General features: G+C 64.6%; 9 protein-coding genes. 6 read left to right on the top strand and 3 right to left on the bottom strand.

The features are described from left to right. Positions 1 to 123 precede the first annotated feature (123 nt). The gene (locus tag Q8R73_RS14505) at positions 124 to 825 is read right to left on the bottom strand and encodes a glutathione S-transferase family protein (protein ID WP_305720238.1); all 702 of its coding nucleotides are present in this window, start codon (positions 823 to 825) and stop codon (positions 124 to 126) included. 83 nt (positions 826 to 908) lie between these two features. Continuing rightward, on the bottom strand, positions 909 to 2,012 hold the full coding sequence (locus tag Q8R73_RS14500; protein WP_305720237.1) for an anhydro-N-acetylmuramic acid kinase: 1,104 nt from the start codon (positions 2,010 to 2,012) through the stop codon (positions 909 to 911). A 164-nt stretch (positions 2,013 to 2,176) separates the two neighbouring features. On the opposite strand from Q8R73_RS14500, the gene tyrS reads away from it, so the two are divergent. Together tyrS and Q8R73_RS14490 are read left to right on the top strand one after the other, a co-directional pair. Next, complete coding sequence (gene tyrS, locus Q8R73_RS14495; RefSeq protein WP_305720236.1) at positions 2,177 to 3,430, top strand: tyrosine--tRNA ligase; 1,254 nt, start codon at positions 2,177 to 2,179, stop codon at positions 3,428 to 3,430. A 54-nt stretch (positions 3,431 to 3,484) separates the two neighbouring features. Next, the gene (locus Q8R73_RS14490; RefSeq protein WP_305720235.1) at positions 3,485 to 4,726 is read left to right on the top strand and encodes an MFS transporter; all 1,242 of its coding nucleotides are present in this window, start codon (positions 3,485 to 3,487) and stop codon (positions 4,724 to 4,726) included. A gap of 16 nt (positions 4,727 to 4,742) precedes the next feature. Here Q8R73_RS14490 and Q8R73_RS14485 read toward each other — a convergent pair whose 3' ends face one another. After that, the gene (locus Q8R73_RS14485; RefSeq protein WP_305720234.1) at positions 4,743 to 8,465 is read right to left on the bottom strand and encodes a DUF3971 domain-containing protein; all 3,723 of its coding nucleotides are present in this window, start codon (positions 8,463 to 8,465) and stop codon (positions 4,743 to 4,745) included. Positions 8,466 to 8,667: 202 nt separating this feature from the next. On the opposite strand from Q8R73_RS14485, the gene Q8R73_RS14480 reads away from it, so the two are divergent. From Q8R73_RS14480 to Q8R73_RS14465, 4 genes are all read left to right on the top strand, one after another. Next, on the top strand, positions 8,668 to 9,531 hold the full coding sequence (locus tag Q8R73_RS14480; protein ID WP_305720320.1) for a redoxin domain-containing protein: 864 nt from the start codon (positions 8,668 to 8,670) through the stop codon (positions 9,529 to 9,531). Positions 9,532 to 9,635: 104 nt separating this feature from the next. Next, positions 9,636 to 11,000 carry a M23 family metallopeptidase gene (locus Q8R73_RS14475; protein ID WP_305720233.1) on the top strand — a complete coding sequence of 455 codons (1,365 nt, stop codon included), beginning with the start codon at positions 9,636 to 9,638 and terminating at the stop codon, positions 10,998 to 11,000. Positions 11,001 to 11,158: 158 nt separating this feature from the next. Next, positions 11,159 to 11,605 (top strand): SRPBCC family protein, encoded by a 447-nt coding sequence (locus Q8R73_RS14470; protein ID WP_305720232.1) that lies wholly within the window; start codon positions 11,159 to 11,161, stop codon positions 11,603 to 11,605. Between the two features lie 135 nt (positions 11,606 to 11,740). After that, the coding region (locus tag Q8R73_RS14465) for a carbamoyltransferase N-terminal domain-containing protein (protein WP_305720231.1) at positions 11,741 to 12,739 on the top strand (999 nt) is incomplete at its 3' end.

The following is a 12,739-nucleotide window of genomic DNA, read 5'->3' as shown; positions in this document are numbered from 1 at the left end:
GCCGCGTAGGGTAGGCAAAGATTCCGCCGTAGCTCGAAGCGCGAAGGCGGAAGCGTGCCCACCAACATTCCCTACTTTGCGTGTAATGGTGGGCACGGCGCGAAGAGCGCGCCTTTGCCCACCCTACGCGCCGGACGCTGACATGGCCTTGCGCGCGCGTTTCAGCAGATGCGCATCGTGACGGACCAGAAACGCGCGCAGCAGTTTCGGATAGTCAGCGCCCACTGCGGCCTGAACGCTGGGCCGCTTCGCGAGTTTAGCCCGCCACATCCGCAGCTTCGGCGTTCCCGCGAAGACTGCGAGATCGGTGAGTTCATCGAACACGTCGAAATAGCGGAAGATCGGCGCAAACAACGCGTCCACCAGACTGAAATTCTGGCCTGCGAAGAACGGGCCTGAGCCCAGCGCTGCCTCGACCCGCGCGAACTTCGCGACGATCGCCTCGCGTTTGCTCTCGAAGACCGCCGCATCGGCGGTGGTTTCGAGACCCCACAGGTCGCTCAGAATGGCGGAGCCGAATTCCATCCATGCCCGGTGCTGGGCGCGCTGCAGAGGATCCTGCGGATGCAGCTTTGCGCCGCCCAGCGTCTCCTCAATGTACTCACAGATGACATTGCTCTCGAACAACGCCACCTCGCCCTTGTCGGAGTTAACGGTCAGCACCGGCACCTTGCCGAGCGGCGAGACCCTCAGGAACCAGTCCGGCTTGTCGGCGAGATCGATATCTATCCGCTCGAACGCAACGCCCTTCTCGTTCAGCGCAATCACCGCACGCTGCACGTAGGGACAGAGCTTGTGACTGATGAGTTTGAGGCGCGTCGCCATCGTCATTCTCGCAGTTACATGCAGATGCATCCATTTTCATGCATATGCATGTAACTGTCAAGATCGGTGCAATCGCATCCTGATCACGGCCGCGCGATCACCCCGCCGGTCATCGGGATCGGCACGCCCGTGGTGGTCGGGTAGCTCAGCGGCAGGCCCTTGAGTCCCCGCGCGGCCAGAAAGCCGAACGCCTGTGCCTCGATGGCGTCGGCCGACCAGCCCAGCGTGCCGGCGGTCTCGACGGTGGCCGGCGCGAGGCGTTCGCGCAGCATCCTGAGCATGGTGAGGTTGCGGGCGCCGCCCCCGGCGACGATCCAGCTCTGCGGCTCCTTCGGCAGCAGCGGCACGATGCGGGCGATGGCTTCCGCCGTGAACGCGGTCAGGGTCGCCGCGCCATCGGCCGGCGGCATTTCGCGCAGCACCAGGGAAGCAAAATCATTGCGGTCGAGCGATTTCGGCGGTGGCAGCGCAAAGAACGGATGCTGCAACGCCCGGATCACCCAGGCCACATCGACCGCGCCCTGGGCCGCCAACCGCCCTTCGCAGTCGAACGGCTGGCCCATGTTGCGGAACATGTAATCGTCGACCAACGCGTTGCCGGGTCCGGTATCGCAGGCGATCAGGACGTCATTGCCGTCGATGTAGGTTATGTTGGAGACGCCGCCGATATTGACCACGACGATCGGGCCTTCGCGGTCCAACGATTGCGCCAGCGCGCGGTGATAGACCGGCACGAACGGCGCGCCCTGCCCGCCGGCTTCGACGTCGGCGGCGCGGAAATCGTACATCACCGGGATTTGGATGGCCCTCGCCAGCGCCGTGGCGTCGCCGATCTGCACGGTCATTTTCTGCGCCGGCCGGTGCAGCACGGTCTGGCCGTGGAAGCCGACAATATCGATGTTTTCCCTGACGATGCGGTGTTGCGCGGTGAAGGAGGCGACCGCCTCGGCATGGGCCTGCGTCACGGCGCGCTCGGCCTCGCGCAGGATCCCCGGCCGCGCGTCGCGCTGCGACAGGTTGACGGCCTCGGCCAGCGCCTGGCGCAACAACCCGCGCTCGTGGGCGGTATACGCCCGGTAGCCGGACGGGCCGAACGACTTCACCCGCTTGCCGTCGGTTTCGATCAGGGCGACGTCGACCCCGTCGAGCGAGGTGCCGCTCATCAGACCGACTGCCGTCAGCATCATCGCCTTCGTGCCTGATTGGGCACCCCTGCCGGAGAAGCCCTGCTTGTGTCAAACCTGCACATCTTATAATGCCACAGCGCACGCGCTTGCGGCAGCCTAATCCGTCCGGGTTCCGCAAACAGTTACAATTACCGTGAAATAAGAATGATCAGAGTCGCACACAAATGACTGCATTTAAATCTGATTTTCTGAACATCCTGCAGCAACGTGGCTTCGTACACCAATGCTCGGATTTCGATGGCCTCGACGCGCTCGCCGCGAAGGGACAGGCGACGGCCTATGTCGGCTATGACTGCACCGCGCCGTCGCTGCATATCGGCAACTTCCTCACCATGATGATGCTGTACTGGCTGCAGCAGAGCGGCAACAAGCCGATCACGCTGATGGGCGGCGGCACCACCATGGTCGGCGATCCCTCCGGCAAGGACGAATCGCGCGCGCTGCGCACCGTCGAGGAGATCGAAGCCAACAAGGCCAGCATCCGCGGCGTGTTCGCCAAGGTGCTGCGCTATGGCTCCGGCCCCGGCGATGCCGTCATGCTCGACAACGCCGATTGGCTCACGAAACTGAACTGGATCGAGATGCTGCGCGACATCGGCCGGCACTTCTCGGTCAACCGCATGCTGACGATGGACTCGGTGCGGCTGCGCCTCGAGCGCGAGCAGGAGATGAGCTTCATCGAATTCAACTACATGGTCTGCCAGGCCTACGATTTCGTCGAACTGTCGCGCCGGGTGGACTGCCGGCTGCAGATGGGCGGATCGGACCAGTGGGGCAACATCGTCAATGGCGTCGACCTCGGCCGCCGCATGGGAACGCCGCAATTGTTCGCGCTGACCACGCCGCTGCTGACGACGGCATCGGGCGAAAAGATGGGCAAGACCGCCCAGGGCGCGGTCTGGCTCAATGCCGACCGGTTCAGCCCGTACGATTTCTGGCAATACTGGCGCAACGCCGAAGACGCCGATGTGGTGAAATTCCTCAAGCTGTTCACAATCCTGCCGATGGACGAGATCGCCAGGCTTGCGGCCTTGCAGGGCGGCGAGATCAACGAAGCCAAGAAGGTGCTGGCGACGGAAGCGACCGCGCTGCTGCATGGCCGCGACGCCGCCGACACCGCGGCCCGGACTGCGCGACAGACCTTCGAGGAAGGCGCGTTTGCCGAAAACCTGCCGACGATCGAAGTTTCGCGCGGCGAGATCGAGGCCGGACTCGGCGTGCTGGCGGCATTCGTCAAGGCGGGCCTGGTCGCGTCCAACGGCGAGGCACGGCGCCAGATCAAGGGTGGCGGCTTGCGCGTCAACGACGCCCCGGTCGGCGACGAGAAGATGCTGCTGACGCCGAGGGACCTGACCCCCGAAGGCGTGATCAAGCTTTCAATGGGCCGCAAGCGCCACGTCCTGCTCAAGCCTGCATAGGCGTATTCGCTTTACGCGCTTGCTAGGAGCGTCGGAAACGCGCTCCCTGCCCCGATGGATCAGAATGCGCCCGACACGCCGACCAAACCGCCGAAGCCGGCGCGTGTCGCGCTGAACGTGCTCGCTTTGTGCTTTGCACTCTCGGTGCTCGGACGCGGCCTCGGCGAGAGCTTTACCGTTTTCCTCAAGCCGATCTCGGAGGATTTCGGCTGGGACCGCGCGCAGGTGGTCTCGGTCTATTCGCTGACCTGGCTGGCGGGAGGACTGACCGCGCCACTGATCGGCCGCCTGTTCGACCGCTCGGGGCCACGCATGGTCTACTCGCTCGGCCTGTTCCTGCTCGGCGCCGCCTTCCTGACCGCGGCACACGCCCGCGAACTCTGGCAATTCCAGTTGAGCGTCGGGCTCTGCGTCGGGCTCGGTATCGCCCTGATCGGCAACGTGCCGAACTCGATCCTGCTCGGCCGCTGGTTCGGCCCGCGGCTACCGACCGCGATGGCGATCGTGTATTCGGCGACCGGCGCCGGAATCCTGGTGCTGTTGCCGGCGTCGCAGATCCTGATCGATCGGATCGGCTGGCGCGACTCCTACCAGTTGTTCGGCATTGTGGCGCTGTGCCTGCTGCTGCCGCTGCTGGTGCTGCCATGGCGGCTGTTCGCCACCGGCTCGCCGCACATCGCCGGCAAGAACGATGCGGGCTTCGTCGACCACGGCTGGACGCTGGGCAGCGCTATCCGCCATCATGCCTTCTGGGCCCTGTTTGCGACTTTCTTCTTCACTGCCGTGGCGATGTACGCAATTACGGCGCAGATCGTCGCCTATCTGATCGACGCCGGATTTCCGCCGCTGCAGGCGGCAACCGCCTGGGGCTTTTCCGGCATCCTGACCCTGTTCGGCATGCTCGGCATCTCGACTCTCGACGGCATCATCGGTCGCCGTCCGTCGGTGCTGTTCAGCTACGGCGTCTCGATCGTCGGATTGATCCTGCTGTGGCTCATTCAGTATTACCCGAACTACTGGCTGCTGACCGGCTTCATCATCTGCTTCGGCAGCATGATCGGCTCGCGCGGGCCGCTGATCACGGCGACCGCGCTGAACATCTTTCGCGGCGAGCGGGTCGGCACCATCTTCGGCACGATTTCGATCGGCAGCGGGCTCGGCTCCGGACTGGGCTCCTGGGCCGGTGGCCTGATCCACGACTGGACCCAGGGCTACAACTGGCTGATCGTTTTCGCGCTGGTCAATGTGGTGCTGGGACTGATCCCGTTCCTGGTGGTGCCGGCGCTGAGAAGGTAGCGGCGGGGAACGCCGATCAATTGTTCGGCGGAAATTCGATAGGCCGGTTCTCCTTGCCGGTGCCGAACTCGAATATCTTGCGGAGCACGCCGGGCGCCATCGCCGAAATCGGGTTGATCCGCAGCACCGGGGCGCCGGGTGTGCCGACGACTTCGTAGGTGACGCCGATCAGGCCCTCATTGCTGCCGCCGCCGAGGAAGAGGCCGACGATGGGAATCTGGCCGAACATATTGTTCAGCCCGTACATCGGCACGAAGGTGCCGCTCATGCGCACCTGATTGGCGGGATAATTGATGTTACCCTCGATGGTGGCGCCGATGATCGGACCCTTCACGACGCCCTCGCGAACCGTGAGTTGTCCGTTGTTGCGGGTAAACTCCGCGCGCAGCCGGGAGAAGGTAACGGAGCTTTGCGTGCCGGCCGGCCCGCCGGCAGCCGCGCGCTCCAGCGCGGCTTCCCCCTTGACGGAGAAATCGCGGATATTGACTAGGCCTTCCTTGGCGCCGGGATCGGCCGTCGGAGGATCCATCGCCAAAGAGAGCTGGCCGCCGATCACCTTGGAATAGGTGTCGGTGAAACGCAGAAAGGCGCCGGCGTCGGCTGTCTCGAGATAGATCACCTCGCGACCCTGCGCCCGGCCGCGCAAATCCGCCGTCAGCGGCGTATCGCGGCCGAGCTTGCCGCTGAGCGCAAAACTCCTGATCAGGCCGTTGCGTCGTGACAGCTTGACGTCGACGCTGCGCACCGCCTCGCCGTAAAATCCCGCCACCGCGCCCAGTTTGAGATCAACGTCGAAATCGATGCTCTTGGCCTTGCTCTTGGCGTCGGCTTCCCTGCCGGAAATGGCGGATTTGAGAAAAGCGCGGCCGTCGAACACATCGCCGCGCATCGTCACCTTCAGGCTGCCATCCGGGCTGCGCTCGGCCTTGAGCGAACTCTTGTCGCCTTCGGATGGCGAATAGGTCGGGAAACTGGCATTGACCAGGTCGCCATTCTGGTCGACCTCAAGCGATCCCTTGATCGACACGCCGCCGCCGTCGATGACGATGTCTTCGAGTCGGGTTGATTGCTGTTTCTGCACCACGTTGAAAACCGCGCGGCTCGACTTGCCCGGCAATTTGATCCAGCCGGGCAGGATGTTGTCGAGCTTCAGCGCGGTGAGATCGGCCTCGATTCCCATGCGGCTGGTTTCACCGATCTTGCCCGACAGTTTGAGCGGAATGGCGCCGGTGACCGCGGGCCCGAGATCGAACCCCAGCCGCGCACGGCTGGCGTCGTCGAGCGTCGCCTGCATTTTGATGTCGGCATCGCCCTCGTTCGGCTTGCGATAATCCAGCGAGGCCGATTGACCGTTGATCTTGACCTCGCCCTTGACCTGATAGCCGGCGTTGTTGGCCATCACTTTCAGCGCATTCGACTCAAGCTTCTGGTTCATCACCAGTTTGTCGGCGGAAAAACCCGACAGGTCGGCTGTGATGGCGAAGGTGGTGTCGGCCTTGCTGAGGGCGCCCTTGACCGGCAGGCCGAGCGTGACCAGCGCGCTGACCGTACCCTTGCTCGAATTGGGATCGATCAGGGTGCCGGAAAACTCGCTGAGGCGATCGGAGGCGAGAATTTCGGCCATCGCAGGCACCGGGCCATCAATCCTGAACCGGATCTTCGCCGGCGACGGTTTCGGTGCCATGTCCGGCACCTCGAACACGAAATCGGAGATGGTCAGCTTGCGGCCCGCCGGCGTATCGGACGCAGCCTGCCCGATAGTCACGGTCGCGGTGCGGCCGGTGACAACAGCTTTCAGATCGGCGTCACGTACCAGCGGCATTTCGTCCACCGGCCGTAAGGTCACACCCGATGCGACGATGTTGACTGAAAGGCCATCGTCGGGAATCGGCGGGCCACGCCGCGACAGGTTTCGAACCGGTGAGTTGACGCCGACCTCGATGCGCTGCATCGAGCCGCGTTCGACGCGCTCGATCACCCATTCGCGGACTTCGGGCACGATCAGGATCGGCCACATCCGCTTCAGCGCCGACGCCGACATCGGCGTCCCCGCAAACCCCAGGGTCAGGCGCGGCTCGCCCGAATATTCGACACTGCCGGTGCCGGCGACGCCGATCTCGCCATTGCTGATATCCGCCTGCGTCAGCAGCACCCGCTTTCTGTCGGTGTCGAAGCGCAGACCGATGGCGATGCGATTGAAGATCAGGGGTGGTTCGTTGTCAGCCCCTGCGAGCACGATGGTGCCGCCGGAAAATCCCAGCTGCCATTCGGCGATGTTGCCGTTCGGCGGCTCGAGATGAGCCAGAAGCGTTACCCGGTTCGAGCCGGAAATGATCTTGAACGGCGCCACCAGCACGCGCCGGCCGGAATCCCATTCGAGGTTGATATCGGCCGAATCGATCGCCATCGGATAATCCGGCGTATCGCTGTCGATGATGTGCCCGGCGCCCGCGGTGACCTTGCCGCGGAAATAGGTCGGCAAACCGTCGCGGCCGAGTTCGCCCTTGAGCTCGCCGGTCAGCGGCAGGTCGGCGCTGTAGGTCAGATCCTTCACCCGCATCGCCAGCAGGATATTGGCGGCCGGGACGTTGGTGGCGCGGATGTCGACCGATCGCACCCCGTTGGCGGGGGCTCCGACCAGGACCCGAAGCGACCAGGCACGGCTGCCTTCTTCGCCGAGGCTGAGCGCCACTCCGCCGTCACTTGGCCGGCGCAGACTGAGGCTGATATTCTCGAACGTCCATTTGTTGCCGCGCTGCTGGTCGTCGACAACGAGGTTGCCGTTCTTCAGGCCGATCTCGTTGAGGTTTTGCCCGTCGAGTCCGGTCAGGCTCAGGCTGTCGAGCCAGTCGAGACCGGCGAGCAGACCGCTCTGGGCACTATCGCCAACCGGCGCCGCAGGCGTGGTCGTGGTGCCGGGCGTGGACGAGGGCGCCCCTCCGGGCGGCGGCATCGCGGCCGTCGGGCGCGGAAATGTCGGCGGCAGCCCTGCTTCCTTTTTCGAGGCCACGCCGGTGGCGAGCGGCTTGTCGGTGTCGCCGGCGGAAACCGTGACGGTGCCATCGGGCGCAATTCGAACCGCGAGTTCGGCATCGACCAGATTGAGGCTCTCGGCCCGAAGCCGCCCCATCAACAGCGCGCTGCCGGAAAGCTTCACCTCGGCTTTCGGCGCGGTCGCGACGATGACGCTGTCGCTGTCCCTGACCACGATATCGCGGATGCGGACGGCGACACGGATTCGACCGGCGCGCTCGATCTGGGTGCCACCGATTTCGACGGTATTGCCGTGGCCGATATTTTCCTCGATCGCCGACGCCAGCCAGGGCGTGGCCATGTCGAGATTGATCGGACCGGCACCGAGCCGCCACCAGAGCCCGCCGAAACAGCCGGCGAAGATCACCAACAGAACCGCCATCACGACGGCGAGACGTTTGACCCACCGCTCGCCCGAGGCCCAGCGTCGCAAACGGACGAAACGGTCGCCCAGCCGGTGAAGGCCGGAATTCGACCGCTTCAACAGCCGGCGCGCGCGGCGGACTGCCGCCTCGTCAAGGTCCTGATCCCAGCCGGCATCATCCCACTGCGAGGGCTGCATGTCAGCACGTGGACCGGCCCCCTGGGGCGACGTTTTGGGCGACGTTTTACTGGCCATTGCCTCTCGGTGCTGGCGCTGATTGTAAGATGGATCGCCGTCAAGGCCGCGCCCGTCCACATGGTACGCGCGCTCCCGTGCCGGCATTGCTGCCAATCCTCGATTAATACTGTTACTCGTCATCAGGCCCAAGGAGCCAATTCAACGAGGGCCGGAGCTTGCGTCGAATTCCCTGTCACCATACTCCGGGGTCATCAGATTAGCCCAGCTGCAGGACGTTCCCGCATCCCGGGACAACCACCCGCAACACCCCATGATTGATCCGCCGAAAGCGACGAAAGGAAGGCGTATGTCCAAGAAAACGCGCAAGAAATCCCCCAAAACCCCCGCCGCGAAGCCAGCCCGCGCCAAGACCGCTGGCAGGACCGCTGGCAAGACCGCCGGCAAGACCGCCGGCAAGCCCAAGAACACACCCAAGAACACGTCCAAGAGCGCGTCCAGCAAACCGGCCGGCACGTCGGCCAGGACCGGTCAGGCGAAAACCAAAAAGGCGACGGCCAAAGTATCAGCCAGCGCCAGCAAGAAACCCGTCAAAGCATTGCACAAGGCCCCATCGAAACCGTTAAAGCCGACCGGCCTCAGCGAATCGGTTGCGCATCGCATGGCCGCATCAAAGGCGCCGGCCCCAAAACCGGCGGTGGTGTCCCCTGCGGCCGACAAAACGCCGGATCAAAAAACCGGCGCGCCGCGTCAGCTCAGCGAAGGGGCCAAGGCGCCGGCCTTCCGGCTGCCCCGCGACGGCGGCGATTCGGTCTCGCTCGGCGACTTCAAGGGCAGGAATCTGGTGCTGTTCTTCTATCCGCGCGCGGACACCCCGGGCTGCACCAAGGAAGCCATCGACTTCAGCCGGCTGTCGGGCGCGTTTGCCGAAGCCGGCACTGCCGTGTTGGGCGTGTCCGCCGACCCGCCGAAGGCCCAGGAAGCCTTTCGCGACAAGCATGAACTGGTCACTCCCCTGGTTTCGGATGAGCAACATGAGATGCTGGATGCGTATGGCGTATGGGGTGAAAAATCGATGTATGGCAGGACCTTCCTGGGTATTTCTCGCACAACGGTTCTGGTTGGCGCCGACGGCCGGATCATCCGGATCTGGCGCAACGTGAAGGTCGACGGCCATGCCGACGAGGTGCTCGCAGCGGTGCGTGACCTCTAAAGATTTTCCGGTTCCCTTCTCTGAAAATTAACCATGAGACGGTCAAATCACCCCGCGCCAATCAGCCCTTACGGAACTCATTTCCGATCGGCGCGGGAGTGCCGATGTCGAATCGTTCCGGTCATTATTCCGAGTATCCCCAGCATCACGCGCATGACCACGGCAGGGGTTCCCCTCGCCGCCCGGCATCGAGCCGCACGCCGGTGGCCCCGGCGCAGCAGGCGGAGGACGGCTACACGCTGGTGCACGCCGGCAAGCAGGTTCGCTTTGGTCCGGTAGCGTTCTGGATCGTGGTCGGCACGGTGACCGTGCTCGGGATGTGGTCGGCGGCCACCGCGACCTATTTCGCCTTCCGCGACGATGTGCTGACCCGGCTGATCGCCCGCCAGGCGGAGATGCAATACGCCTATGAAGACCGGATCGCCGAACTGCGCGCGAAGGTCGACCGCACCACCAGCCGCCAGTTGCTGGATCAGGAGCAATTCGACCAGAAGCTCGACCAGATCATGCGCCGCCAGACCACGCTGGAAACGCGCGCCACCGCGCTCGGCGCCATTCCGGACGCCACCGTCACCGGATCGATCCGGTCGCCGGCGCGCGGCGCCGCCAGTGATGCGGCTCCTTCGGGAGCGCCGAAGCCGTCGCCGATCAGCGATACCGTGATCTTCGTGGCGCCGCCGGACCGCGAAGCGCGGCTGGAATCCCGCGCGCCCGTGGTCGCCAAAGCCCAGCCGAACCAGTTCGCCAAGGTCCAGGGTTTCGACAATGTCTTGCTCCGCCTGCAGTCCTCGCTCGACAAGGTCGAGGGCCGCCAGATGGCCGCGCTCTCTTCGGTCGAGGAAAGCATGGAATCGCGCATGCGCCGGATGCGCGGCGTCATCACCGATCTCGGCCTCAACATGGCGCAGCTGGAAGCGGCCACTCCGCGCTCCGGCGTCGGCGGCCCGTTCGTTCCGGTCAAGCTGCCGCCCGATGCAGGCACGTTCGAACGCCAGCTCTCCCGGATCAACGTCGCCCGTGCCCAGGTCGAGCGCCTCAACCGCACGCTGGCGCTGGTGCCGTATCGCAAGCCGGTGATCGGCGCGGTCGAGTTCAGCTCAGGCTTCGGAATTCGCAGCGATCCGTTCCTCGGCCGCCCCGCCATGCATACCGGCCTCGATTTCCGTGCCGCCACGGGCGACCCGGTACGCGCTACCGCCAGCGGCAAGGTGGTTACATCGGGCTGGCAGGGCGGCTATGGCCGCATGATCGAGATCAACCACGGCAACGGGCTGTCGACCCGCTACGGCCATCTGTCCGAAATCCACGTCAAGGTCGGCGACCTCATCAGGATCGGCCAAGTGATCGGCGCCGTCGGCTCGACCGGCCGTTCGACCGGTCCCCACCTGCACTACGAAACACGAATCGACGGCGACCCCGTCGACCCGCAGAAGTTTTTGCGCGCGGGTGTGCGATTGGGTTCCGGCTAGAGTCCGGTATCCCGGCACTCATCGAACATCCTCTCTTCCAGGATTCCCGGCGTCCTAAATTCTTGACTGCGATGTCGGCGGCCGGGGCGGTCGAACGTCCTTGCAGCAGAAGCCGGGCCACCGTCGCCCACGCCGCCCGGCCAGGGAGTGCCAACATCATGTCCGGAAATACCGTCCGTCTGCACCGTGTCCTCGCCACCACGCCGGAGAAGGTGTTTCGCGCCTTCCTCGATGCGGACGCCATGGCGAAATGGCTGCCGCCGCACGGCTTCACCTGCAAGGTCCACCATCTTGACGCCAGGGTCGGCGGCACCTTCCGGATGTCGTTCGCCAACTTCACGACAAAAGCCGGCCATTCCTTCGGCGGCGAATATCGGGAGATCGTGCCCAACGAGCGTATCCACTACACCGACCGCTTCGACGATCCCAATCTACCCGGCGTCATGGAGGTCACTGTGATCCTGACGCAGGTCTCGGTCGGCACCGAAATCAACATCGAACAGTCAAACCTGCCTGAAGTGATCCCGGTCGAAGCCTGCTATCTCGGCTGGCAACAGTCGCTCAATCAACTCGCCTCGCTCGTGGAGCCGGAAATTACGGAATAGTCCCCGGCACGTCCTCCAGCCTGTTTCATCGCGTTCGGAGCGGGCCTGTTCCGGAGGATGAAACAGGCATTGTTGCGCTGCGCCGATTGTGATTGATGCCTCACAAACGATCCCGCAGCGCCCCGAGGCCGCCCGTTGAGCCCGCCGAACAAGCGAATTGGTCCCAGGCACCAGCGACTCGGCGCGGCCGGATTCCGCGCCGCGCGATGGCTCGGCGCGCGGCTGTTCGCGGCCGCGGGCTTTCATCAGCTCGGCTCGGAGTTTGCCGACAATCGGATCGCGCAGGTCCGCGACAAACTGCAGCGCGGCCAGACCGTCTACCTGGCCGGGCTGGGACCGCCCGGCACGCACAATTCAGGCGTGGCGCTGGTCGAGGTGACGCAGGTGGACGGGCCGCGCCTGATCGTCAACAACGAAGAAGAGCGCTTTTCCGGCAACAAGCACACCACCGAATACCCTCGCCAGTCGATCGACGCCATGGCGGCCACGCTGCGCGGCATCGGCCGCGATATCGGGGACATCGACGCCTGGCTCACCAGCTGGGACTATCCCACCCTGGCCGGCACTATTGCGCGCTCGGTGCTGGAGGAAGTGCCGCAGAGCCTGAAATTGCTCCGCACCACCGAAGCCGCCGGCTTCGACGGTCGCCGGCTCGACCAGATGACCCGAACGCCGAAGATTCTGGGCCGGCAACTCGGGCTTGCCGAACGCGTGCCGCTGATCTGCCTGCCGCACCATGACAACCACGCCTGGTTCTCGTTCGCGGCCTCGCCGTTCGCGGAGGATGCCGAGCCCGTCGCCATCGCGGTGCTCGACGGCACCGGCGACCGGGGATCGATCTCGCTCTATGTCGCCGAACACGGCGCAATGCGGCAGCTTTACTGCAACGACAGCATGTTCGACTCGCTCGGCGCCTTCTACAGCGTGATTTCATCGACCCAAGGCGGCTGGACCTGGCTGTCCAGCGAGGGGCGCTACATGGGCGCCGCCGCCTGGGGCGACATGAACCGCGCCAGCAATCCCTATTACGCGCGGCTGCGGGAGGTGCTGGATTTCGGTGCCGATGGCGAGATCCGGCTCAACCGCGCGCTGGCCAATTGGTACTGCGACCCGTTCGATCATCCCTACAAGGCC

The sequence above is a fragment of the Bradyrhizobium sp. genome, from assembly GCF_030697065.1.
Lineage (GTDB): Bacteria > Pseudomonadota > Alphaproteobacteria > Rhizobiales > Xanthobacteraceae > Bradyrhizobium.
This window is presented reverse-complemented; position numbering and strand designations above follow the sequence as displayed.

What these genes read in the sequence shown, in the direction of transcription:
- Q8R73_RS14505 (WP_305720238.1), bottom strand. Translation starts at nt 825, where the DNA reads ATGGCGACGCGCCTCAAACTCATCAGTCACAAGCTCTGTCCCTACGTG.
- Q8R73_RS14500 (WP_305720237.1), bottom strand. Translation starts at nt 2,012, where the DNA reads ATGATGCTGACGGCAGTCGGTCTGATGAGCGGCACCTCGCTCGACGGG.
- tyrS (WP_305720236.1), top strand. Translation starts at nt 2,177, where the DNA reads ATGACTGCATTTAAATCTGATTTTCTGAACATCCTGCAGCAACGTGGC.
- Q8R73_RS14490 (WP_305720235.1), top strand. Translation starts at nt 3,485, where the DNA reads ATGGATCAGAATGCGCCCGACACGCCGACCAAACCGCCGAAGCCGGCG.
- Q8R73_RS14485 (WP_305720234.1), bottom strand. Translation starts at nt 8,465, where the DNA reads ATGCCGGCACGGGAGCGCGCGTACCATGTGGACGGGCGCGGCCTTGAC.
- Q8R73_RS14480 (WP_305720320.1), top strand. Translation starts at nt 8,668, where the DNA reads ATGTCCAAGAAAACGCGCAAGAAATCCCCCAAAACCCCCGCCGCGAAG.
- Q8R73_RS14475 (WP_305720233.1), top strand. Translation starts at nt 9,636, where the DNA reads ATGTCGAATCGTTCCGGTCATTATTCCGAGTATCCCCAGCATCACGCG.
- Q8R73_RS14470 (WP_305720232.1), top strand. Translation starts at nt 11,159, where the DNA reads ATGTCCGGAAATACCGTCCGTCTGCACCGTGTCCTCGCCACCACGCCG.